The organism is Azonexus sp. R2A61 (genome assembly GCF_021401135.1).
Classification (GTDB): Bacteria; Pseudomonadota; Gammaproteobacteria; order Burkholderiales; family Rhodocyclaceae; genus Azonexus.
In genome coordinates, this window is record NZ_JACBFO010000003.1 from 104,592 (window position 1) to 125,666 (window position 21,075).

The 21,075-nt window shown below is 64.7% G+C and carries 20 protein-coding genes and 8 tRNA genes; 10 read left to right on the forward strand and 18 right to left on the reverse strand.

Translation table 11 applies throughout. From position 1 onward, the window contains the following. Positions 1-286: 286 nt before the first annotated feature. From L0962_RS10190 to L0962_RS10205, 4 genes are all read right to left on the reverse strand, one after another. On the reverse strand, positions 287-595 hold the full coding sequence (locus L0962_RS10190; RefSeq protein ID WP_234086323.1) for a hypothetical protein: 309 nt from the start codon (positions 593-595) through the stop codon (positions 287-289). A 41-nt stretch (positions 596-636) separates the two neighbouring features. Next, positions 637-1,131 carry an arsenic resistance N-acetyltransferase ArsN2 gene (gene arsN2, locus L0962_RS10195; protein ID WP_234086324.1) on the reverse strand — a complete coding sequence of 165 codons (495 nt, stop codon included), beginning with the start codon at positions 1,129-1,131 and terminating at the stop codon, positions 637-639. Between the two features lie 90 nt (positions 1,132-1,221). Beyond that, the gene (locus L0962_RS10200) at positions 1,222-1,593 is read right to left on the reverse strand and encodes a hypothetical protein (RefSeq protein WP_234086325.1); all 372 of its coding nucleotides are present in this window, start codon (positions 1,591-1,593) and stop codon (positions 1,222-1,224) included. 111 nt (positions 1,594-1,704) lie between these two features. Then, positions 1,705-2,046, reverse strand: a complete 342-nt coding sequence (locus tag L0962_RS10205; protein ID WP_234086326.1) for a hypothetical protein — start codon at positions 2,044-2,046, stop codon at positions 1,705-1,707. 114 nt (positions 2,047-2,160) lie between these two features. Here L0962_RS10205 and L0962_RS10210 point away from each other — a divergent pair, with 114 nt between their 5' ends. Genes L0962_RS10210 through L0962_RS10225 form a run of 4 tightly spaced genes read left to right on the forward strand, consistent with a single transcriptional unit; the run spans position 2,161 to position 5,110 of the window. Further along, complete coding sequence (locus L0962_RS10210) at positions 2,161-3,165, forward strand: integron integrase (RefSeq protein ID WP_234086327.1); 1,005 nt, start codon at positions 2,161-2,163, stop codon at positions 3,163-3,165. Between the two features lie 49 nt (positions 3,166-3,214). Beyond that, positions 3,215-3,466: a type II toxin-antitoxin system CcdA family antitoxin gene (locus L0962_RS10215; protein WP_234086328.1), complete on the forward strand. Its 252-nt coding sequence runs from the start codon at positions 3,215-3,217 to the stop codon at positions 3,464-3,466. Beyond that, positions 3,463-3,792: a CcdB family protein gene (locus L0962_RS10220; RefSeq protein ID WP_234086329.1), complete on the forward strand. Its 330-nt coding sequence runs from the start codon at positions 3,463-3,465 to the stop codon at positions 3,790-3,792. The genes L0962_RS10215 and L0962_RS10220 overlap by 4 nt, the downstream gene beginning before the upstream one ends. A gap of 4 nt (positions 3,793-3,796) precedes the next feature. Then, on the forward strand, positions 3,797-5,110 hold the full coding sequence (locus tag L0962_RS10225; RefSeq protein ID WP_234086330.1) for a replication-associated recombination protein A: 1,314 nt from the start codon (positions 3,797-3,799) through the stop codon (positions 5,108-5,110). 10 nt (positions 5,111-5,120) lie between these two features. Here the strand turns inward: L0962_RS10225 and L0962_RS10230 are convergent, their stop codons facing one another. Continuing rightward, positions 5,121-5,984: a M14 family murein peptide amidase A gene (locus tag L0962_RS10230; RefSeq protein ID WP_234086331.1), complete on the reverse strand. Its 864-nt coding sequence runs from the start codon at positions 5,982-5,984 to the stop codon at positions 5,121-5,123. 157 nt (positions 5,985-6,141) lie between these two features. Here L0962_RS10230 and serS point away from each other — a divergent pair, with 157 nt between their 5' ends. Next, entirely contained in the window at positions 6,142-7,428 is a 1,287-nt protein-coding gene (gene serS, locus L0962_RS10235) for a serine--tRNA ligase (RefSeq protein ID WP_234086332.1), read from the forward strand. Positions 7,429-7,545: 117 nt separating this feature from the next. Here serS and mltF read toward each other — a convergent pair whose 3' ends face one another. Beyond that, positions 7,546-8,949, reverse strand: coding sequence for a membrane-bound lytic murein transglycosylase MltF (gene mltF / locus L0962_RS10240; protein ID WP_234086333.1), 1,404 nt, complete (start codon positions 8,947-8,949; stop codon positions 7,546-7,548). Positions 8,950-8,977: 28 nt separating this feature from the next. Between mltF and L0962_RS10245 the strand changes: the two genes are divergently transcribed. Beyond that, positions 8,978-9,067 (forward strand) — tRNA-Ser (locus tag L0962_RS10245). Between the two features lie 184 nt (positions 9,068-9,251). On the opposite strand, the gene L0962_RS10250 is transcribed toward L0962_RS10245, so the two are convergent. From L0962_RS10250 to L0962_RS10265, 4 genes are read right to left on the reverse strand one after another with little or no spacing between them, the layout of a single operon-like run. After that, entirely contained in the window at positions 9,252-9,836 is a 585-nt protein-coding gene (locus tag L0962_RS10250) for a membrane integrity-associated transporter subunit PqiC (protein ID WP_234086334.1), read from the reverse strand. A 1-nt stretch (position 9,837) separates the two neighbouring features. Next, the gene (locus L0962_RS10255; RefSeq protein ID WP_234086335.1) at positions 9,838-10,764 is read right to left on the reverse strand and encodes an MlaD family protein; all 927 of its coding nucleotides are present in this window, start codon (positions 10,762-10,764) and stop codon (positions 9,838-9,840) included. Next, positions 10,761-11,516, reverse strand: coding sequence for an ABC transporter ATP-binding protein (locus L0962_RS10260; protein WP_234086336.1), 756 nt, complete (start codon positions 11,514-11,516; stop codon positions 10,761-10,763). Before L0962_RS10260 ends, L0962_RS10255 begins: the two co-directional genes overlap by 4 nt. 1 nt (position 11,517) lies before the next feature. Continuing rightward, on the reverse strand, positions 11,518-12,633 hold the full coding sequence (locus L0962_RS10265) for an ABC transporter permease (RefSeq protein WP_234086337.1): 1,116 nt from the start codon (positions 12,631-12,633) through the stop codon (positions 11,518-11,520). A 126-nt stretch (positions 12,634-12,759) separates the two neighbouring features. Between L0962_RS10265 and L0962_RS10270 the strand changes: the two genes are divergently transcribed. Genes L0962_RS10270 through L0962_RS10280 form a run of 3 tightly spaced genes read left to right on the forward strand, consistent with a single transcriptional unit; the run spans position 12,760 to position 17,098 of the window. Then, positions 12,760-13,737: an ABC transporter permease gene (locus tag L0962_RS10270; RefSeq protein WP_234086338.1), complete on the forward strand. Its 978-nt coding sequence runs from the start codon at positions 12,760-12,762 to the stop codon at positions 13,735-13,737. Then, entirely contained in the window at positions 13,734-15,110 is a 1,377-nt protein-coding gene (locus tag L0962_RS10275; RefSeq protein WP_234086339.1) for an ABC transporter permease, read from the forward strand. Before L0962_RS10270 ends, L0962_RS10275 begins: the two co-directional genes overlap by 4 nt. Next, positions 15,110-17,098: an ABC transporter ATP-binding protein gene (locus L0962_RS10280; RefSeq protein ID WP_234086340.1), complete on the forward strand. Its 1,989-nt coding sequence runs from the start codon at positions 15,110-15,112 to the stop codon at positions 17,096-17,098. Before L0962_RS10275 ends, L0962_RS10280 begins: the two co-directional genes overlap by 1 nt. A 6-nt stretch (positions 17,099-17,104) precedes the next feature. On the opposite strand, the gene L0962_RS10285 is transcribed toward L0962_RS10280, so the two are convergent. The 8 genes from L0962_RS10285 to gltX form a co-directional block, all read right to left on the reverse strand. Beyond that, a complete protein-coding gene (locus L0962_RS10285) occupies positions 17,105-18,550 on the reverse strand; it encodes a transglycosylase SLT domain-containing protein (RefSeq protein WP_234086341.1) in 1,446 nt (481 codons plus the stop codon). Between the two features lie 136 nt (positions 18,551-18,686). Then, positions 18,687-18,763, reverse strand: a tRNA-Asp gene (locus L0962_RS10290). A 14-nt stretch (positions 18,764-18,777) separates the two neighbouring features. Further along, positions 18,778-18,853 (reverse strand) — tRNA-Glu (locus tag L0962_RS10295). 32 nt (positions 18,854-18,885) lie between these two features. Then, positions 18,886-18,961 (reverse strand) — tRNA-Ala (locus tag L0962_RS10300). A gap of 91 nt (positions 18,962-19,052) precedes the next feature. After that, positions 19,053-19,129: transfer RNA gene (locus L0962_RS10305), tRNA-Asp, on the reverse strand. A gap of 28 nt (positions 19,130-19,157) precedes the next feature. After that, positions 19,158-19,233 (reverse strand) — tRNA-Glu (locus L0962_RS10310). Between the two features lie 22 nt (positions 19,234-19,255). Next, positions 19,256-19,331, reverse strand: a tRNA-Ala gene (locus L0962_RS10315). 63 nt (positions 19,332-19,394) lie between these two features. Continuing rightward, on the reverse strand, positions 19,395-20,789 hold the full coding sequence (gene gltX / locus L0962_RS10320) for a glutamate--tRNA ligase (protein WP_234086342.1): 1,395 nt from the start codon (positions 20,787-20,789) through the stop codon (positions 19,395-19,397). A 95-nt stretch (positions 20,790-20,884) separates the two neighbouring features. Here gltX and L0962_RS10325 point away from each other — a divergent pair. Then, positions 20,885-20,959, forward strand: a tRNA-Val gene (locus L0962_RS10325). Positions 20,960-21,075 lie beyond the last annotated feature (116 nt).

Genomic DNA, 21,075 nt, shown 5'->3' on the forward strand with positions numbered 1-21,075 from the left:
GTCCCCATTGGTGGTAGCCTCGAAGGCTTGCTCGTACCGAGACACGATGTATGAACAAGCGGCCACTCCCACAACAGATAGTGCCAAGAGCGATAACGAAACAAATTTCGCGGGGATTTTCATGACGCCCAACGTGCTAGCTCAGGGGCGACCGGAGGCCGAAGGCCGGAGGGAACCGAGAAGCGCAGCTTCTCGGGCGTCCCCTGGAGCGGCGGGTTAGGCCGCGGCTCTCGTGCAAGAAATGCCTGGCTGTGTGACGGGGAGAAATGCCAGTACACGATGGGCCTCATTTCTCGTATGCCTCGAAGAACAGGCCGTAGAACTGCTCCAGTGCCTGACCAATAGACGCTGCCGCTTCTGGCGTGGGCGAAACGATATCTGCGAGGGAGAGCATGGGTTCCTGCCCCGACATTGTGGGACTGTGAATGACTTGCTGTACGGCGATTTGCCCAGAGAAACCGGCATTCGGAACAACGGCGCTGCTGAGCGAGACAAGCTCTCCTGTACGCGGGAGTGATGGAAAGTCCATTGGCCCGGACACTCGGCCGATCGCCGTGCTAGGTGTAAGTAGCGAAATGTCGATGAAGACGCGCATCTCAGTGGTTAGTGGAAAGTGCTTCCGCCGAGGCCTAACGTTCAAGGTAACCGGCCTTGCGCGGCTTTCTGCGCAAGGTCCGGGTTGACCGCAGGGTTAGCCCGCACTGGCGCAACCCGCTTTGACAGAAACGCTGACGAAGACGGGCAAAGACCCGAGAACTGCGACGTGGCCCGAATGACCGATGGCGCCGAACTGCGAGAAGCGGGCGAGTAACCAAGCCGCAGAAAAAACCCTTCGGCGGTGGTTGTGAGAAGAAACACCGCTTCAACATTTTGCGCGGCCGCAAACGACTCAGCGTACCCAACCAACTCATGAGCAAGACCGCGACCCCGAAACGCAGGGACGACAGCGAGGGAACGCAGCAAGGCAAAGGGCGGATAGAGTTCGATCCCCACCACAGCGACTAAACCACCACCGACGCGAACGCCAAAGAAATGAAGCAACGGCGATGGCGAAATATCGGCGACAGGCAAAGCGCACTCGGCGAGAAAAGGAACCACTTCTTCAATTGACGATAACGGCTCGATGCTCATGGTGTGCGGGCTAACGTTGTAGGTAAGGGGCGGCCCGCTTGCGGGACGTCCCAGCGGCCGAAGGCCGCGCCTTGACCGAAATGTTAGGGGTCATAGTGCAAGACGACGCCAAATAGCTGGGCCTGCAATAAAGGCGACAGCACCAATTAATAAATTTGCATAGACAGCGTACATAACGGAGGGCGATGCCTCTGGAACTTGAAGTAGTTTGGCGACAAGCGCAGGGATAGCCATAGCACCGAAAAAAACAACCAGCCAAATAAGCACAAGTACGACAAAGCCAAGTTTCCCGAGTAGCGAGTAACTACCTGGGGGAGCAGCGGCTAGCAGAACCCACTTATTGGTACTTTTTAAGATTGCCCCTCCGAGCTTGTAACGATGAGCCGCTAACCCGACCCCGAAAGGAATCCACAGGACAACGCCAGCTAGCAAGCCAGAAACAACGACGAGAGCTTCGCGCATAGAGGGCTGACACCTAACGTGTAGCTGACCGGCGCTGCGCGGCTTTATCGCGCAGCGTCCAGCGACCGAGGGGAGCGTGGTCGAGCGAAGGGTTATGCATCGGGCGGCACATTACTGTGATTGTTTTGGCGGGTAAACCGTCCACGTTGAAAGGAGGTCTGGATCAACAACCACCTCGCCTGAGTCTTTGAGTCTGTAGTTGCCCGGAGTCGCTGGCTCTAGGCGGGAAAGGTCGGGCGGCACCCAGCGCTCTTTGTCTGAGCCGCTCAAACGAAGGATGATCCCTTCCTCTCGGCTGGCACGAATGATCTCGCCGTGAAACTGTTCGAGGCCTGTGACTTCTTCGCTGTGGTTTCGATGCGTGACACCCACAAGAAGGTGCTTGCCAATAACGGCTTTCGCCTCTTCTTCGTCGAAGTACGGTTCCCAATGCTCGGAAGTGTATTCAGTCATGATGCATAACGTTAAATGTGGAACCTAATTGACGGGAAGCTATCCGCCATATACGCTGGATAAAAAAACAGTATCATGTTGTTTCAGTGACTTGGCTGATTTTAGGGGGGCGCGATGAACATCTTGAATCCTTCGTTGCAGAAGCCTCTTGGCACTACGGCCCCCAGATTGCTTGACCGAGTGCGCGAGAAAATTCGCTTGAAGCACTACAGCTTGCGTACCGAAGAGGCTTATACCGATTGGATTAGACGATTTATCCTGCATCATGGCAAGCGTCATCCTGATGGGATGGGTGCTGTCGAGGTGGCGGCATTTCTGACGCATCTTGCCGTGGCGGGAAAGGTGGCGGCGTCGACGCAGAATCAGGCCAAAAGCGCCTTGCTGTTCCTGTATCGCGAAGTTCTTGAAATGGACCTTCCGTGGCTGGATAACGTCGAGCGTGCCAAGGCGCCGAAACGTTTGCCCGTGGTCCTGACCAGGGATGAGGTGCATGCCGTCCTGAATCGATTGGTCGGAACCCATCGTTTGATCGGTGGCTTGTTGTATGGCACGGGCATGCGCATCATGGAGTGCTTGCGTCTCCGGGTGAAGGACATCGAGTTTTCGCGGCGGGAAATCCTCATCCGCGATGGCAAGGGCTTCAAGGATCGGGTCACCATGCTGCCCGCCTCCGCCATTGAACCGCTACAGGCGCATTTGCTGCGGGTTCGCGAACTGCATGAGCGTGATCTGGCGGATGCTGTGGCGCCGGTTTTCTTGCCTTATGCCCTGTCGCGGAAGTATCCGGGGGCAGGGCGTGAATGGGGGTGGCAGTACGTGTTTCCGGCCGCCGGGTTGTCGGAAGATCCGCGCAGTGGCGAGGTTCGGCGCCATCATCTCCTTGACCAGGCATTCCAGCGTGCGATGAAGCAGGCTGTCCGGGAGGCTGCTCTTGTCAAGCCGGCGACGCCGCATACCTTGCGCCATTCCTTTGCCACCCACCTGCTGGAATCGGGCTACGACATCCGTACCGTCCAGGAACTGCTGGGCCACTCGGATGTGTCGACGACGATGATCTACACGCATGTACTCAACCGGGGCGGGCGGGGTGTGGTGTCGCCGCTGGATGCGGTGCGCTGAGTGGATTTATTTGTTTGCTGCGCATACCATGCGCAGAGGAGATTGCCGGATGAAATCGCTGCCCCAAACCTCGCCGGCCAAGCGCCCGGTCAATTTGTTGCTCAATGAGGGCAACGTCGAGCGGGCGCGGCAGTACACCGCCAATCTGTCGGCCACGGTCGATGCCTTGCTGGCCGAGTTCGTCGAGCGCGAGCGCCTGCGCCGCGATGAGCAGCGCCAGCATTATGCGGCGGTGGCCGAGGCGTGGAACCGCCTGGAGGCGCTGAACGGTTCGTTTGCCGACGAGCATTCGACGCTATGAGCCAGTTCGATGTGCATCGTAACGCCGGGCGGCACGCGGCGCTGATTCCCTTTGTCGTGGTCGTGCAGTCGGCGGTCTTCGACGAGCGTCGACGCCGGGTCGTGGTGCCGCTGGTGGCCAGCGATGTGGCGCAGCAGCAGGTGAGTTTGCCGGCGTCGCGGGTGACGCCGGCGTTTTTCGTCGAGGGGCGCAAGGTGATCCTGAATCCGCTGGAGATGGTTTCCGTGCCGCTCGATGCGCTGGGGCCTTGTGTCGCTTCGCTGGCGAGCGAGGGCGAGGCCATCGTTGCCGCGCTGGATGAAGTGTTTTCGCGCGCCTGGGGTTGAGTTCATGAGCGATTTGTTTTCCACCAACGAAGTTGACCGTTCCGCGCCGCTGGCTGAACAGTTGCGCCCGCAGACGCCGGACGAGGTGATCGGCCAGCAGCATCTGCTCGGGCCGGGCAAGCCACTGCGCCTGGCATTCGCGTCGGGCCAGCCGCATTCGATGATCCTGTGGGGGCCGCCGGGCGTTGGCAAGACCACGCTGGCGCGGATGATGGCGACGCAGTTCCAGTGCGAGTTCATCGCGCTGTCGGCGGTGTTTTCCGGGATCAAGGAGGTGCGCGAGGCGGTGGCCCAGGCCGAGCTGTGGAAGGCGCAGGGCAAGCGGACCATCCTCTTCGTCGATGAAATCCACCGCTTCAACAAGTCGCAGCAGGACGGCTTTTTGCCCTTTGTCGAAAGCGGGCTGTTCACCTTCATCGGCGCGACGACCGAAAACCCGTCGTTCGAGGTCAATTCGGCGCTGTTGTCGCGGGCGTCGGTCTATGTGCTGAAGTCGCTCGACGAAGCCGAGATGGGGCAATTGTTCGACCGCGCCCAGGCGCGGGCGCTGGCCGACCTGGCTTTTGACGACGACGCGAAGACGCGCCTGACCGGGCTGGCCGACGGCGACGCCCGGCGCCTGCTCAACCTGCTCGAACAGGTGCGCACGGCGGCGCGGGCGGCCGGGGTTGCTGCGGTCGACGGTGCTTTCATCGAAGAAACCATGGCGCAGAACCTGCGTCGTTTCGACAAGGGCGGCGATGCCTTCTACGACCAGATTTCGGCACTGCACAAGTCGGTGCGCGGTTCCAGCCCGGACGGCGCGCTTTACTGGTTCGGGCGGATGATCGACGGCGGCGCCGATCCGCGTTACCTGGCCCGGCGCATCGTGCGCATGGCCTGGGAGGACATCGGCCTGGCCGATCCGCGGGCGATGCAGATCGCCAACGACGCCGCCGCCACCTACGAGCGCCTCGGTTCGCCCGAGGGCGAGCTGGCGCTGGCCCAGGCGGTCATCTACCTGGCCGTCGCGGCCAAGTCGAACGCCGGCTACATGGCCTGGAACCAGGCCCGCGCCTTCGTCGCCAAGGAGGCTTCGAAACCGGTGCCGGTGCATCTGCGCAACGCGCCGACCAAGTTGATGAAGGAACTCGGCTACGGCAAGGAATACCGCTACGCGCACGACGAGCCGGAGGCCTACGCCGCCGGCGAGAGCTACCTGCCGGACGGCATGGCCGAGCCGCGCTGGTACCAGCCGACGCCGCGCGGGCTGGAAGGCAAGATCGGCGAGAAGCTGGCCCACCTGCGCGAACTCGATCGCAAGGCGGGCAAGAAGTAGTTTTTGCCGCTTACTTGCGGTCGACCGCAGGAATCGGCGCTTTCTTGCGTGGCTCGATGGTCCGTTTCATCCACGTCAGCATGTCTTCCCACATCTGCCGCTGCTCGCGTTGCTGCGGCATGGTGGCGGCGTTGGGCAGTTCGATGGTGATCACCGGAATCTGTTTGTGCAGGCCGCCGTAGTTGCCCAGCGAGCCGGGGTAGACGCCCAGCCGGTTGAGCGCCAGGCGGCCGAAGCGCAACGGCTGCGGCGCCGGGCCGTCGTAGTCGAGCAGGTTGTAGGGCGCGTGGATGGAAATGATCAGGTCGGGCTGGAACTCGTCGATCTGCTTGACCAGCCATTGCGTTTCGATTTCCGACCCGGCCGCCTTGCCGGGAAAACGGCGCGGGTCGCGCTTGGTGCGGTCGACCCAGTATTTTTCCGCATTTTTGTCCCAGTCCGGCGTCGGGAAGTTGCGGTTGAGGTCGACGCCGTTGGCGTTGGCGCGCGTCGGCGGGCGCAGCATCAGGCCGTCCGGGTTGACCAGCGGCACGATGCGCCAGTGGTAATTGCCGGCGGCCGGGTCCTTGATCCACTGCAGCCAGCGGAAGACCACCGAGATCGAGGTCAGTTCGTCGCCGTGGATGCCGCCGATGACCAGCACGTGCGGCGCCTTGTCCGGTTCGCGACCGCGTGGCGCGACGTCGTGCCAGACCAGCGCGCGGCCGCCCGGCGTGCGTACCGTCGGATCGGCAACGAAGCCCTGGCGCCGGCATTGTTCGCCGGAAACGCTGCGCAGGCGTTGGTCGAGTTCATGGCACCAGGTGTGGATCAGGGGATCGGCCAGCACGGGGCGGGCCAGCAGGCAGGCAAGGATGAAAAACGGCAGACGCATGACGAATGGCGGGGCAGGGCGAACGGCAAAGCTGCAATGATAACCGGCCCGTCGGCTGCGCCGGCCATCGACGGCCCTCGCGTATAATCCGCGCTTTCGCCGCGGCGCCTTTTTTCGGGCTTTTCTGCGGTCGACCGCAACAATCAGGGAAAAAGCCATGCTCGACATCCAACAACTTCGCGCCAACCTCGATACCGTCGCCGCCGGCCTGGCCAAGCGCGGCAAGCCGATCGACTTTTCCGCCTTCTCGGCCCTCGAAGCCGAGCGCAAGACGCTGCAGACGCGCACGCAGGAACTGCAGGCGCAGCGCAACAGCCTCTCCAAACAGATCGGCATGCTCAAGGGCAAGGGCGAGGACGCGTCCGAAGTGATGGCGCAGGTCGGTGCGCTGGGCGACGAACTGAAGGCTTCCGAAGCCCGGCTGGCCGAACTGCTCGGCGAGTTCAACGCGATCCTCGCCGCGCTGCCGAACATCCCCGACGACTCGGTGCCGGTCGGCGCCGACGAAAGCGCCAACGTCGAGATCAAGCGCTGGGGCACGCCGAAGGCCTTCGATTTCCCGGTCAAGGATCACACCGATGTCGGCGAAGGCCTCGGCCAGCTCGATTTCGCCACCGCCGCCAAAATTTCCGGCGCCCGCTTCTCGCTGCTCAAGGGCGGCCTGGCCCGCCTGCACCGCGCGCTCGCCCAGTTCATGCTCGACACGCACACCGCAAAGCACGGCTACACCGAGCTCTATGCACCTTACCTGGTCAACGCCGCCAGCCTGCACGGCACCGGCCAGTTGCCCAAGTTCGAGGAAGACCTGTTCAAGGTGCTGCGCGGCGAGCAGGACCCGCTCTACCTGATCCCGACCGCCGAAGTGCCGGTGACCAACATCGTCCGCGACGAAATCCTCGCCGCCGAGGCGCTGCCGCTCAAGCTCGTCTGCCACACGCCGTGCTTCCGTTCCGAAGCCGGCTCCGGCGGGCGCGACGTGCGCGGCATGATCCGCCAGCACCAGTTCGACAAGGTGGAGTTGGTGCAAATCGTCCATCCGGACCTGTCGACCGCAGCCCATGAAGAACTGACCGGCCACGCCGAAGCGATTCTCGAAGCGCTCGAACTGCCGTACCGCCGCATCGTGCTGTGTTCCGGCGACATGGGCTTCTCCGCCGCCAAGACCTACGACCTCGAAGTCTGGCTGCCGGCGCAGGACACCTACCGCGAGATTTCCTCCTGCTCCAACTTCGGTGCTTTCCAGGCCCGCCGCATGCAGGCGCGTTTCCGCAATGACAAGAACAAGCCGGAGCTGGTGCATACGCTGAACGGCTCCGGCCTGGCCGTCGGTCGTACGCTGGTGGCCATTCTGGAAAACAATCAGCGCGCCGATGGCAGCGTTGAAGTACCGGCCGCCCTGCGTTCCTACATGGGCGGTCTGGAACTGCTGGAACCGGCGCGCTGATCGTTGCGGCGCGGGCTGGCCGCGCCTGGCGCGTGGCCAGTGCCGCAGGCGCGGCCGGTGGCAGGCATTCGGCTCGTGTCGGCGGTGGTGTCGTCCGCCCCAGTCCTTTGCGTCCCTTCAGCGCTTGAGCTTGAGCCCGGGCGCGCTGCCCGGGATTTCCGCCAGTTTGCCCGGTAGCGCCGGCAGCGGCGGCTCGTTGCGAACCAGGATGTCGTAGTAGCTGCGGATGTTCTCGACCAGGATCACCGCCTCGCCGCCGCGCGCGCGGCCCGATTTGAGCCGGCTGTAGTACTGCGGTTTGGCGAGCAGCGGCAGGATGCGTTTCATGTCGTACCAGGCGTCGGGATCGGCCTTCTGCTGGCGGGCGATGGTGCGCGCCGCACTGAGGTGGCCGGGGCCGATGTTGTAGCCGGCCAGCGCCAGCCAGGTGCGATCCGGTTCTGGGATGTCGGCCGGCAGCATGTCCTTCAGCAGATTCACGTAACGCGCGCCGCCGATGATGCTGTCGCGGGTGTCGAGCCGGTTTTCCACGCCGAGCCGGTCGGCGGTTTCCTCGGTCAGCATCATGATGCCGCGGACGTTGGTGTAGCTGGTGGCGAACGGGTCCCAGTGCGATTCCTGGTAAGCCAGCGCGGCCAGCAGTCGCCAGTCGATGCCGGTCAGTCGCTCGGCGGCGTGGAAATGCGGGCGCAGCCGCGGCAGCGTGCTTTCGATCTGGCCGAGGAACTTGACGATGTCGGCCTGCTTGAGTCGCCGGACATGGCCGAAATAGCGTTCTTCCAGCCGATCGAGCGTGCCGTCGCTGCGGATGCGTTCGATGAAGGCTTCGATGCGCGCCTTCATCTCCGGATTCGGTGCCGGTCCGAGCAGCCAGACGATCGGCGCCGGTTCGCTCAGCGCCAGCGTGGCGCGCAGGTTGGGCACGTACTGGTTGGCCACGTCTTCGAGCCGGGCATCCATCGCCACGTAATTGACCTTGTGCTCGCCCAGCGCTTCGACCAGGTCGAGTACGTCGCCCTGACCGACTTCGACCAGCCGCAGCTCGGGAATCGTCGCGGCCAGCCGGCGGATGGTGGCCGCCTGGCGCGAGCCGGCCATCGCATGCACGGTCTTGCCGGCCAGTTGCGACAGTTCGGTCAGCGGCAACGAGGCTTCGTTCTGGGCCAGCACGTCGTGCGTTTCGAACAGCGGCAGGCTGGCCTGCTGGCTGCCGTCGTCCGGCGGGGACAGCCAGGCGGCGGCCAGGTGGTACTGCTCGTCTTGCAATTGGGCCTGCAGCGTTTCCGGCGTTGCCAGCTGGTGCTGCACCCGCACACCCAGGTCGGCGGCCAGGGCGCTGACCAGATCGTGCTCCAGGCCGCTGATGTTGCCGGCCTCGTCGCTGAGGTAGCTGAGCGGGCCGGGGCGGGTCAATACCACCAGGTCCTGCTTGCCCGGCGTCGGGAAAGGCAGCGGCGTCCGGTTACAGGCGAGCACCGGCAAAAGGGCGATCAGCAGGAAAAAGCTATGAATCCGGCGCATTTGTTGTGTTATGATTCGCCCCCGCCGCGGAGAGGTGGCAGAGTGGTCGAATGTACCTGACTCGAAATCAGGCGTAGGTGTGAGCCTACCGAGGGTTCGAATCCCTCCCTCTCCGCCAGCGGCCCTACGAACAAGCGTCCTCCGGGACGCTTTTTTGTTTTCTGCTGCACTGTATTCATCGGGTCGGTCCGGCGTGAGACGAAGCGGGGCGATTATGCCTGATCAATAAGATTCCCGGCGCTTGGCCGGGCCGCTTTTACCATTTTTCAGAATTTGCCGCGAACGGGGCGTCGACCGCAGGATCAGCGCGAGCCGGCCGGTGTTGCGCCGGCCACTGCCGCGATTTCGTCGGATAGCCGGGCCAGCGCCTGGTTCATCGCTGCGACGGTGGCCGCGGGCGTCGCGCCGTCGGTGGCGATGCGGATCCGGCTTTCGTGGGCGTCGGCCTGCTGCTTGCCGCGGCTCAGCGTCCATCGTGCATCGAGTCGGAGTTCGTTGTCCGGGCCGGTATCGAAACGCGAAATATCGACCTGCAGGCGCTGGCCGATCGACAGCCCCGGGGGCGGCGGCAATTGCTGGACCTGGCCGGGACCGAGCCGGCGGCCGAGGTTTTCGGCGAGGACCCGGCGCACGCCATCTTCCAGCGGTTCGCTCCAGCGATCCTGTTCGTGGAGTTGCAGCCGGGCACCGTCGCTGCGGGCGACGATCTGCGGCCGGGCAAGGTATTCGGGCAGGCGCACGATGCCGATGCCCAGGCTGCCGGTGTCGATGCGGCTGCCGGCCGCCGGCTGGGCCAATGTGTCGAGGACGTAGTAGCGGCTGGGCGGCGTCGTCGAACAGGCAGCAAGCAGGGTGACGGCGAGGGCGCCGAGGATGGCCTTGGTCATCTCATTCTCCGGTGCGGCCGCGCAATAGCGACTCGGGTTGGCGTTCGATGGATTCCGACAATTGCCGGACGGCAGTGGCGGCCCGGGTGGTTTCCTTGAGCGCACGGTGGATGTTCTGCTGCAGCAGCGAGTTGTCGGCAGTGCTCTCGCGCATTTCGCTGGCCAGCGTCGAGATGTTGCGCATGGCTTCCTGCGCCGAGTGCATGGCCTGGCGGGTTTCCTTCAGCGTGTCGTGGGCGTCGGCGAGCAGCGGTCCGCTTCCCTGTTCGAGGCGGGCGGTCAGCTTCTCGATGTTGTCCAGCGTCCTGGCCAGCGTCGCCAGGCTGCGGTCGAGTTCCTTGCTTTCGCTGCGGCTGCGCAAGCTGGCGGCAACCGCCGAAATGTCCTGCACCAACTTCTCGACGTCGATGTTTTCGAAATGCCGCTTCAGCCGTTGCACCGGCGTCGGGACGGTGGGGATTTCCGGGATGCCGTCGTCGCCCTGCAGGCGAAGCGTGTCGGCGGTGTCGGTGTGGAAATCGAGGTCGATGTAGAGTTGTCCGGTCAACAGGCTTTGCATGGCCAATTGCGCGCGCAGGCCGTTCTTCACCAGTTGCTCGCCGGTGATCACGCTGTCGATTTCCAGCGTGCGTCCCTCGAGGTCGGAAGCCGAGGTCGAGAAGAGTTCGGCCTCGACCGGGACGTAGAAGGCCCGCGATGCCGTGTCGAGCGCGATGCCGATGTGTTTGACGGTACCGATCGTCACGCCGCGGAAGACGACCGGCGCGCCGACCTGCAGACCATAGACCGAGCCTTCGAAATACATCACGTAGCGCGATTTCTTCTTCCACAGATCGCCGCCGCTGAGCAGGAAGATGGCGGCCATGGCCAGCGCCAGCGCGCCGATCACGAAGCCGCCGATCAGGGTCGAATGGGTTTTCTGGCTCAAGTGGTTTTCCCCCTGCTGAGAAAGGCGCGCACGGTATCCGGTCCGGATTCGGCGAGGATTTTCGGGTCGCCGGTGGCGATCATCGTCCGGCTGTCGGCGTCGAGAAAGACGGCGTTGTTGCCGATGGCGAAGATGCTGGGCAGTTCGTGGGTGACGACGACGATGGTGGCCCCCAGGCTGGCCCGCAATTCGAGGATCAGTTCGTCGAGGTGGGCCGAGCTGAGCGGGTCGAGGCCGGCCGAAGGTTCGTCGAAGAACAGGATGTCCGGGTCGAGCGCCATGGCACGGGCCAGTGCGGCGCGCTTCTTCATGCCGCCGCTGATTTCCGACGGATAGAACTCCGCAAAACCGGCCAGCCCGACCAGCGCCAGTTTGACCTCAGCCAGTTCGCGCGCCAGTGCATCGTCGAAGCCGCCGATGCGCTTCATCGGCAGCATGATGTTTTCGATCAGCGTCAGCGAGCTCCACAACGCACCGCTCTGGAACAGCACGCCGCAGCGGCGCTGGATGGCGTTGCGCGTTGCCTCGTCGCTGTGCCACAGATCGCGGCCGGCGAAGCGTACGCGGCCGGCGGCCGGTTCCTGCAGGCCGATCAGGTGGCGCAGCAGCGTGCTCTTGCCGCAGCCGCTGCCGCCCATGATGATGAAGATGTCGCCGCGCGCAACGGTGAAGCTGAGGTCGCGCTGGATCAGGCGGTCGCCGTAGCGCATGGTCAGCGCGTCGACTTCGATGGCGGCGTCGATCGCTTGCATCTCAGATTCCCAGCCGCTGGAACAGGATGGTCAGCAACGAGGCGGAAACGGTGATCAGCAGGATGCCGAGCACCACCGCCGCCGTCGTCGCTTCGCCCACCGCCTGTGCGCTGCGTCCGCAGCGCATGCCGCACAGGCAGCCGGCGACGGCGACCAGTGCGCCATAGACGGTTCCCTTGATCAACCCGACCGCGATGTGGGTCAGCGACAGGGCCTGCAGGGTTTGCGTGTAATAGGCATAGGCGCCGACGTCGAATACCGTGGTGGCAATCAGCATGCCGGCGACGATGCCGACCAGGCCGGCGTACAGCGTCAGCAGCGGGGCCATGGCGACCAGCGCCAGGAAGCGCGGCAGTACCAGGAAGTCGCTGGCCGGCAGGCCGAAGGTCCGCAGCGCGTCGATTTCCTCGTTGACCTGCATGGTGCCCAGCTGGGCGGCGTAGGCGGCGCCGGTGCGGCCGGCCAGGATGATGCCGGTCATCAGTGCGGCGATCTCGCGCACCATGCCGACGCCGACCAGGTTGGCGATGTAGATCTGGGCACCGAACATGGCCAACTGGGCGGCGCCCATGTAGGCCAGGATGGTGCCGACCAGGAAACTGATCAGCGAGACAATGGGCAGCGCGCGCGGTCCGGCGTCTTCGAGGAAGAGCAGCAGGTCGGCGCGCTGGAAGCCGGCCTTGCCGCCGGCCAGCCGGGCCAGCGAGCGGCTCAGTTCGCCGACGAAGGCCAGGGTCTGCGGGATTCTCGACCAGATCGCCAGCGCCACCCGGCCGACGTGGTCGAGCACGCCGTTTTCATGGACGGGGACAGGCTGTTCCCGACGCGGGACGGCTGCCGCCAGCCGGACCAGCCGCGCCAGTCCGCCCGGCAACCCAGCCAGATCGACCTGGCAGCCAGCCGCGCCGGCGGCGCCGGCGATCTGCAGCACGCGGGCGAGCAGGCTGCTGTCCCACTCGCCGAGGGCGCTGCAGTCGAAGTCGAGCGCCGTGCCGGCCTGCCACGACGGTGGCGCGGTCTCCGGCTGCCGGGCGTCCGCCCGCCAGTCGCCGGCCAGCAGGCAGGTCGTCCGTTCGGGGGTTTGCCGGTAGGAAAGGGCGGCGGCCGTGGCCGTCATGGCGGGGGTGTCCTCGTGTTTTTCCGGCGGTCATTGTGCCCGAAGTCGGCGGGCTGGCAAAAATCCGCATTTCCGCGCGGCCGGCGGTGCGCCGTACGGCCGGCGAGTTCTGCCATAATCCGGCCGATGCTCGCCTATCTCGTCCGTCGCCTGCTGTACGCGATTCCGATCCTGATCGGGGTGAACCTGATCACCTTCGCGCTGTTCTTCGTCGTCAATACGCCCGACGACATGGCGCGCATGCAACTCGGCGTCAAACGCGTGACCCCGGACGCCATTGTCCAGTGGAAGGCGGAGCGCGGCTACGACAAGCCGCTGTTCGTGAATTCTGCCGCCAGCGGGCTGTCGACCGTGACCGACACCATCTTTTTCGAGAAATCGGCACGCATGTTCGTCGGCGATTTCGGGCGCGCCGAAGACGGCCGCGATATCGCCCGGGAAATTGCCACCCGGATGGGGCCGTCGCTGGCCATCGCCCTGCCCACTTTCGTGCTCGGCCTGTTCGTCGCCGTCGTCAGTGCGCTGGCGCTAGCCTTCTTCCGCGCCACGCCGCTCGATGTCTGGGGTGTCGTGCTGTGCGTCGCGGCGATGTCGGTGTCCGGGTTGTTCTACATCATCGGCGGCCAGTTCCTGTTCGCCAAGCTGTTCCGGCTGGTGCCGATCTCGGGTTACGCCGATGGCCTCGACGCCTGGCGTTTCCTGGTGCTGCCGGTGCTGATCGGCGTCGTGTCGGGCATCGGCGGGTCGACGCGCTGGTACCGGACGATCTTTCTCGAGGAGGTCGGCAAGGATTACGTACGCACGGCGCGCGCCAAGGGGCTGGGCGAACATGCGGTGTTCTTCCGGCACATCCTGCGCAACGCCTTGATTCCGATCCTGACCGGCGTGGTGGTGGTCATCCCGACGCTGTTCATGGGCTCGCTGCTGACCGAATCCTTTTTCGGCATCCCCGGGCTCGGCAGTTACACGATCGACGCGATCGGCGCCCAGGATTTCGCAGTCGTGCGTTCGATGGTCTTCATCGGCTCGCTGCTCTATATCGTCGGGCTGATCCTGACCGACATTTCCTACACGCTGGTCGATCCGAGGATCCGCTTCTCATGAAGGACTGGCAGTTCGTCATGCTGTGGTCGGACCTGCTGGTCTGGCTGCTGGTCGCGGCGGCCGTCGGCATTGCCGTGCTGATTGTCCGCACCCCGCCGCTGCTCGCTGCCTGGCGACGGGTCGGCGCCAACCGCCTGGGCATGGCGGCGGCCACCGTGCTGCTGGCTTTTGCCGCAGTCGGCCTGCTCGATTCGCTGCATTACCGGCCGGCGCTCGATGGCCAGCCGGGCGAGCCGTTGCGTTATTCAGTCGAGGTGCTGTCGGCGCTCGATGCATTGGCGGTGCGGTTGCGGACGCAGCAGGAGAAGAGCTATTCGGCGCCTTTCGCGACGCATGCCTTCGCCAGGGAAACCGTCGATGTGCCGGGCGTCGGCAGCGTCCGCGAGTTTCCCCGGTTGAAGCATGGCGGGGCGCATCTGGCCGATCCCCGGCTGGCCCCGGCGGACATCGCGCTGACCGCCGGCCGCGCCACGCTGTTCGCGGTGCTCGCCTGGCTGGCCGTGGCGGCGGCCGTGGCTGCCCGGCAGGGCGGCTGGCGGCAGGTCTGGCAGGGACGCACGCCGTTTGCCTGGAACGCGGTGCTGGCGGCGCTGGGCGGGTTGCTGCTGGTGCTCGTGCCCATGTTCGCGCTGGCCGGCGACTACCATGTGTTCGGCACCGACAAGGTGGGGCAGGATGTGCTCTATCAGATTCTCAAGAGCGTGCGCACGGCGTTGATCATCGGTCTGGTGACGACGCTGGTGATGTTGCCGCTGGCCGTGCTGCTGGGCATCGTTGCCGGCTATTTCCGCGGCTGGGTCGACGATCTGATCCAGTACGTCTACACGGTGCTCAACTCGATTCCCGGCGTGCTGCTGATCGCTGCGGCGATCCTGATGATGCAGGTGCTGATCGACACCCATCCGCAATGGTTCGCCACCGCCGCCGAGCGGGCCGACCTGCGCCTGCTGGCCCTGTGCCTGATTCTCGGCGTGACGTCGTGGACCGGCCTGTGCCGGCTGCTGCGCGGCGAGACGCTGAAGCTGCGCGAGCTCGAATACATCCAGGCAGCGCAGGCCTTCGGCGTGTCGAGCGGGCGCATCATCCTGCGCCACATCCTGCCCAACCTGATGCACATCGTGATCATCTCGCTGGTCATGGACTTCTCCGGGCTGGTGCTGGCCGAGGCGGTGCTGTCCTACGTCGGCATCGGTGTCGATCCGACCACCAACAGCTTCGGCACGATGATCGACAACGCGCGCATGGAGCTCGGCCGCGAACCGGTCGTCTGGTGGTCGCTGACCGCCGCCTTTGCCGCCATGTTCCTGCTGGTGCTGGCGGCCAACCTGTTTGCCGACGCGGTGCGCGACGCGTTCGATCCGAGGGCCGCCTGATGTTGAAGATTGCCGACCTGCGTCTGGGCTTTTCGGTGGGAGAACGCACGCTGCTTGCGGTCGACGGCGTTTCTTTCACGATTTCGCGCGGTGAAACCTTTGCTCTGCTTGGCGAATCCGGGTGCGGCAAGTCGGCGACCGCGCAGGGCATCCTGCGTCTGCTGCCGCCGGCCGGCCGGGTCGCCGGCGGGCGTGTCGAATTCGACGGTGTCGATCTGTTGGCGCTGCCGGAAGCCGAATTGCGCGACTATCGCGGCGGCCGGCTGGCGATGATCTTCCAGGAACCGGGCACCAGTCTCAACCCGGTGCTAACCGTCGGCCGGCAGATCGGCGAGGTGCTCGAACGCCATCGCGGCCTGCGCGGCGACGCGGCCCGCGGACAGGCGCTGGCCTTGCTGCGCCAGGTCGGCATTGCCGATCCCGAGCGACGGCTCGACGAATATCCGTTCCAGCTGTCCGGCGGCATGAAGCAGCGGGTGATGATCGCCATCGCGCTGGCCGGCGAGCCGGAACTGCTGATTGCCGACGAGCCGACCACCGCGCTTGATGTCACCGTGCAGGCGCAGATCCTCGATTTGCTGGCCAAACTGCAGGTCGACCGCGGCATGGCCATGCTGCTGATCACCCACGACCTCGGCGTGGTCGCCCGCATGGCCCGGCGCATCGGCGTCATGTACGCCGGCGAGCTGGTCGAGGTGGCCAGCCGCGAGGCCTTCTTCAGCGCGCCGCGCCATCCCTATACCCAGGCGCTGTTCGCCGCCTTGCCGGAGGTTTCGCGCCGGGGCGCGGCGCTGGCGACGATTCCCGGTCAGGTGCCGTCGCTGGCGGCGATGCCGGCCGGTTGTCGTTTTGCCGAGCGCTGTCCGCAGGCGATGCCGGTCTGTCGCACGCAGTCGCCGGCCTGGCGCGAGGTGGCGGACGGCCATGTCGTGCGCTGTCACTGGCAGGCACCGCCGGCGACCGGGGAAAAAGCCGCCATTGCTGCGGTCGACCGCAGCAATCCCTCGGAAATTCCGCCTCAGCCCCTGCTGGCGATCAATGCGCTGCAGGTGCATTTCCCGATCCGCAAGGGCATTCTGCAACGGACGGTCGGCCAAGTGCGTGCGGTCGACGGCGTGTCGCTGGCCATTTCGCCGGGGCGCACGCTGGCGCTGGTCGGCGAATCGGGTTGCGGCAAGACGACGGTCGGCAAGGCGCTGCTGCAGTTGATCCGGCCGACCGCCGGCAGTGTCCGCCTGGCCGGCCACGAACTGGTCGGGGCCGACGCCCGCCGGTTGCGCGATGCCCGGCGCCTGGCGCAGATGGTCTTCCAGGATCCGTTTGCGTCGCTGAATCCGCGTTTGCGCATCGGCGAAATCATCGGCGAGGGGCTGACGGCGCTCGCCGTCGGCGGCAAAAACGCCGCCGGGCCGCGCGTGGCGATCGCCGCACTGCTGGCCCAGGTCGGTCTGCCGGCCGATGCGGTCGACCGTTTCCCGCACGAATTTTCCGGCGGCCAGCGCCAGCGCATCGCGATCGCCCGCGCGCTGGCCGTGCAGCCGCAACTGCTGGTCTGCGACGAGCCGACCTCGGCGCTCGACGTCTCGGTGCAGGCGCAGATCCTCAACCTGCTGAAGACGCTGCAGGCCGAGCTGGGCGTCGCCTACCTGTTCATCACGCACAATTTCGCCGTCGTCGAGTACCTGGCGCACGACATCGCGGTGATGTACCTCGGTCGTATCGTCGAGCAGGGCGGGGCGGAAGAGGTGCTCGGCCGGCCGCGCCATCCGTACACCCGGGCGCTGCTGTCGGCGGTGCCGGTGCCGCGGCTGGATGGTGGCGGGCAGCGTATTGCGCTGGCCGGCGAAACGCCGTCGCCGGCAAAACCGCCGGGCGGCTGCCATTTCCATCCGCGTTGCCCGAAGGCCGATGCGCGTTGTCGCGAGGTCTATCCGGCGGTCGTCATGAGCTCGGCGACCCACGCGGTCGCCTGCCATCACCCGGACTGAGGGCGCTTATTTCCGCTTGACGGGTTTCTTGTCGGCGCTCTTCTTGGCGGCCGGCTTGGGGCTTGCGGCCGACTTGCCGCTGGCGGCAGATTTGCTGCCGGCGGTTTTCGCTTTGCCCGCCGGGCTTTCCTTGGCAGCGACCTTGCCTTTGCCCTTGCCGTCCCTGGCGGTGGCCTTGCCCTTCTTGCCGCGTGGCGCGGGTTCGGGCTGGATGATGGCCGGCGACGATTCCATGCCGAGCATGCGCTGCAGGCTTTCCTGGTTGCCGTGTCCCGGCACCAGCAGCTTCGATCCGGCGGCCAGGCGGACGTTACCGGGCAGGCTGTTGGCGCGGATCAGTTCGCTGGTCGAAATGTTGAAGCGGGCGGCGATCTGGTCCACGCGCTCGGTCGATTTGACGGCATAGGCCTGCCACTGGGTCAGCGGGGCATCGGTGCTCTGCAGGTTGCGGCGGAACAGCGCGACGCGGTCGGTGGGCAGCACGACCGCGGTGTCCGGCTTGATGATCGGCCGGTTGTGCGACGGATTCAGCCGGCGGAACTCGTCGAGCGACATGTCGGCCAGCCGGGCGACGGTGGCCACATCCATCGGCCGGTGCGTCGAGAAAGTCGTGAAATAAGGCTCGTTGGCGATGTCCGGCAGGCCGAGACGGGCGAAGGTGACGGGATTGCCGAGGATGTTCTTCAGCGCCTGCAGCTTGGGGACATAGTGCCGCGTCTCGTTCGGCATCGTCAGGTTCGGGTAGTCGGTCGGCAGGCCGCGCGCCTCGTTCTTCTCGATCGCCCGTTTGACCGCGCCTTCGCCCCAGTTGTACGAAGCCAGCGCGAGGTGCCAGTCGCCGTGCATGTCGTAGATGGTCTGCAGATAGTCGAGGGCGGCGTTGGTCGAGGCGACGATGTCGCGCCGATCGTCGTTCCACCAGTTCTGTTCAAGGTTGAAGCGTTTGCCGGTCGAGGGAATGAACTGCCACAGGCCGGAGGCCTTGGCCGGCGAATTGGCCATCGGATTGAAAGAGCTCTCGACCATCGGCAGCAGCGCCAGTTCGGTCGGCATGCCGCGGGTTTCCAGTTCCTCGACGATGTGGTGCAGGTAAGGCCGGCTGCGCTCGATCATCCGGCGCAGCGCTTCCGGACGGTTCTGGTAGTACTGCTGATAGTAGAGCACCAGATCGTCGTTCAGGTTGATCATCGCAAAGCCGTTGCGGATGCGCTCCCACAGATTGCTGGTCTGGGCGGTCAGATCGATCGTGCTGGGCAGGATCGGGACGACCGGCAGTTCCTGAACGACCAGGCCTTCGCCGGCGGACGGCGGCATCGATTTGAGCAGGCTGTCGAAGGTGGCCTGGGCGCGGAGCTCAAGGTCGGCTCGGGCCGGGCCGGTCGCCAGCAGCAGGAATCCCAGGCAGAGTCCGGTCAGATAACGGTGCAGCGACCGAACGTGGGATGACGGCATGGGCGGGGCTCCTGACGCTTTCGGAAAACGGGCGAAGGGGCGATTATAACCGGGCAGCGATCCCTGCTGCCCCGCCTAGGGAGAAAACGGGAGATGAAAAGAAAAAAACCAGCCGAAGCTGGTTTTTTTTAAGGGTTGGCGGAGTGGACGGGACTCGAACCCGCGACCCCCGGCGTGACAGGCCGGTATTCTAACCGACTGAACTACCACTCCGCGCTTTGACCTGCTGGCGTCCCCACGGGGATTCGAACCCCGGTTACCGCCGTGAAAGGGCGGTGTCCTAGGCCTCTAGACGATGGGGACCCGGACTTCTGCAACTTGTCGGTTCGGTTGCCTGGTGGAGGTAAGCGGGATCGAACCGCTGACCTCTTGCATGCCATGCAAGCGCTCTCCCAGCTGAGCTATACCCCCAACGGAGAACAGCCGAACCTTCTGCTTCCGGGGCGATCGCTTTTGCGGTCGACCCGAAAAAAAAACCGGAAACTTCCGGTTTCGGTGAAACTGGCGGAGTGGACGGGACTCGAACCCGCGACCCCCGGCGTGACAGGCCGGTATTCTAACCGACTGAACTACCACTCCGCACTTTAACCTGTTGCTACCAAATTCTTGGCGTCCCCACGGGGATTCGAACCCCGGTTACCGCCGTGAAAGGGCGGTGTCCTAGGCCTCTAGACGATGGGGACCCGGACGTTTTCTTTCGCGCTTTGGTGGAGGTAAGCGGGATCGAACCGCTGACCTCTTGCATGCCATGCAAGCGCTCTCCCAGCTGAGCTATACCCCCGCCGCGAAAGAAGGCCGCATTATAGGGACCGACTTTCCCCTTGTAAAGGGCCTTTCACGTTTTTCAGAGATATTTTTTCAGGGCGGTCAGCACGGCATCCCGACCGATCAGTTCGATCACTGCATCGACCGACGGTGTCTGCGTCTGGCCGACGAGGATGGCACGCAACGGCATGGCCAGCTTGGGCATTTTCAGGCCGTGCTTGCCGATGGTTTCCTTGATCAATGCCGAAATGGCCGGAATTTCCCAGTCGACCGCAGCGATGCCGGCGGCGAAGTCGGCCAGTGCCGGGCGGGTTTCGTCGGTCAGGTGTTGAGCCAGCAATTCGGCCGACGGCGCCACTGGCTGGTAGAACACCGCAATCGCATCGGCCAGCGCGTTCAGCGTATTGCTGCGGTCGACATAGAGCGCGACGGCTTTTTCCAGATCTGCACCGGTACTGCTGTCGATGCCGCGTGCCGTCAGGCGCGGCTTGACCTTTTCTGCCAGCGTCGCGGCCGGCAGCGCCTTCATGTATTGCTGGTTCAGCCACAACAGTTTTTCGGTGTTGAACTGAGCGGCAGAAGCGGTGATGTGATCGAGATCGAACCACTCGACGAACTGCTGGCGCGAGAAGACTTCGTCGTCGCCGTGCGACCAGCCGAGGCGGGCCAGGTAGTTGATCACCGCCTCGGGCAGGAAACCGTCCTCGTCGTACTGCATCACCGACACCGCGCCGTGGCGCTTCGATAGCTTGGCGCCGTCGTCGCCGAGGATCATCGACAGGTGAGCATAGGTCGGCACCTCGGCGCCCAGCGCCTTGAGAATGTTGATCTGGCGCGGCGTGTTGTTGACATGGTCGTCGCCGCGGATGACGTGCGTGATACCCATGTCCCAGTCGTCGACGCAAACGCAGAAGTTGTAGGTCGGCGTGCCGTCGGCGCGGGCGATGATCAGGTCGTCGAGCTCGGCATTGGCGATCTCGATGCGGCCCTTGACCGCATCATCCCAGGCGACGACGCCGTCCTTGGGATTCTTGAAGCGGATCACCGGCGGCATGTCGGCCGGTGGCGTCGGCAGCGTCTTGCCGGCCTCCGGACGCCAGCGTCCGTCGTAGCGTGGTTTTTCCTTGCGCGCTTCCTGTTCGGCACGCAGCGCGTCGAGTTCCTCGCGCGTCGTGTAGCAGTAATAAGCCGTGCCGGCCGCCAGCATCTCCTGGATCACCGCCTTGTAGCGGTCCATCCGCTGCATCTGATAAAACGGGCCTTCGTCGTGCGTCAGTTCCAGCCAGGCCATGCCGTCGATAATCGCCTGCACCGCTTCGGGCGTCGAACGGGCGACGTCAGTATCCTCGATACGCAACACGAAAGTGCCGCCATGACGACGGGCGTAGGCCCACGAGAACAGCGCGGTGCGGGCACCGCCGATATGCAGGTAACCGGTGGGGCTGGGAGCGAAACGGGTACGGACGGGCTTCATGAGGCGTTCTGTGATTACGTGAAAAGATCGCTATTCTAGCCGACGCAGGGTTTGACCGGCCCGCCGTCTTGTGGTTAAATGCGCGCCTCTCAAGGGGGCGGTTAGCTCAGCGGTAGAGCACTGCCTTCACACGGCAGGGGTCACTGGTTCGATCCCAGTACCGCCCACCAGGGACACCTTCTTGAGAATTGATTTGGACCCGCTCAGCTATTGGCTCGGCGGGTTTTTTGTTTGCCGTTCACTTGTTTTGCTGGTGTCGCCAGGGGGTTCCTGCACCCCTTTCTCT

Excerpts from the sequence above, each read along its gene's own strand:
- L0962_RS10220 (WP_234086329.1), top strand. The coding sequence starts at position 3,463 with ATGAGCCAGTTCGATGTGCATCGTAACGCCGGGCGGCACGCGGCGCTG.
- L0962_RS10215 (WP_234086328.1), top strand. The coding sequence starts at position 3,215 with ATGAAATCGCTGCCCCAAACCTCGCCGGCCAAGCGCCCGGTCAATTTG.
- L0962_RS10205 (WP_234086326.1), bottom strand. The coding sequence starts at position 2,046 with ATGACTGAATACACTTCCGAGCATTGGGAACCGTACTTCGACGAAGAA.
- arsN2 (WP_234086324.1), bottom strand. The coding sequence starts at position 1,131 with ATGAGCATCGAGCCGTTATCGTCAATTGAAGAAGTGGTTCCTTTTCTC.
- mltF (WP_234086333.1), bottom strand. The coding sequence starts at position 8,949 with ATGCGCCGGATTCATAGCTTTTTCCTGCTGATCGCCCTTTTGCCGGTG.
- L0962_RS10260 (WP_234086336.1), bottom strand. The coding sequence starts at position 11,516 with ATGCAAGCGATCGACGCCGCCATCGAAGTCGACGCGCTGACCATGCGC.
- L0962_RS10270 (WP_234086338.1), top strand. The coding sequence starts at position 12,760 with ATGCTCGCCTATCTCGTCCGTCGCCTGCTGTACGCGATTCCGATCCTG.
- L0962_RS10230 (WP_234086331.1), bottom strand. The coding sequence starts at position 5,984 with ATGCGTCTGCCGTTTTTCATCCTTGCCTGCCTGCTGGCCCGCCCCGTG.
- L0962_RS10225 (WP_234086330.1), top strand. The coding sequence starts at position 3,797 with ATGAGCGATTTGTTTTCCACCAACGAAGTTGACCGTTCCGCGCCGCTG.
- L0962_RS10250 (WP_234086334.1), bottom strand. The coding sequence starts at position 9,836 with ATGACCAAGGCCATCCTCGGCGCCCTCGCCGTCACCCTGCTTGCTGCC.
- L0962_RS10265 (WP_234086337.1), bottom strand. The coding sequence starts at position 12,633 with ATGACGGCCACGGCCGCCGCCCTTTCCTACCGGCAAACCCCCGAACGG.
- serS (WP_234086332.1), top strand. The coding sequence starts at position 6,142 with ATGCTCGACATCCAACAACTTCGCGCCAACCTCGATACCGTCGCCGCC.
- L0962_RS10210 (WP_234086327.1), top strand. The coding sequence starts at position 2,161 with ATGAACATCTTGAATCCTTCGTTGCAGAAGCCTCTTGGCACTACGGCC.
- L0962_RS10285 (WP_234086341.1), bottom strand. The coding sequence starts at position 18,550 with ATGCCGTCATCCCACGTTCGGTCGCTGCACCGTTATCTGACCGGACTC.
- L0962_RS10190 (WP_234086323.1), bottom strand. The coding sequence starts at position 595 with ATGCGCGTCTTCATCGACATTTCGCTACTTACACCTAGCACGGCGATC.
- L0962_RS10275 (WP_234086339.1), top strand. The coding sequence starts at position 13,734 with ATGAAGGACTGGCAGTTCGTCATGCTGTGGTCGGACCTGCTGGTCTGG.
- L0962_RS10200 (WP_234086325.1), bottom strand. The coding sequence starts at position 1,593 with ATGCGCGAAGCTCTCGTCGTTGTTTCTGGCTTGCTAGCTGGCGTTGTC.
- gltX (WP_234086342.1), bottom strand. The coding sequence starts at position 20,789 with ATGAAGCCCGTCCGTACCCGTTTCGCTCCCAGCCCCACCGGTTACCTG.
- L0962_RS10280 (WP_234086340.1), top strand. The coding sequence starts at position 15,110 with ATGTTGAAGATTGCCGACCTGCGTCTGGGCTTTTCGGTGGGAGAACGC.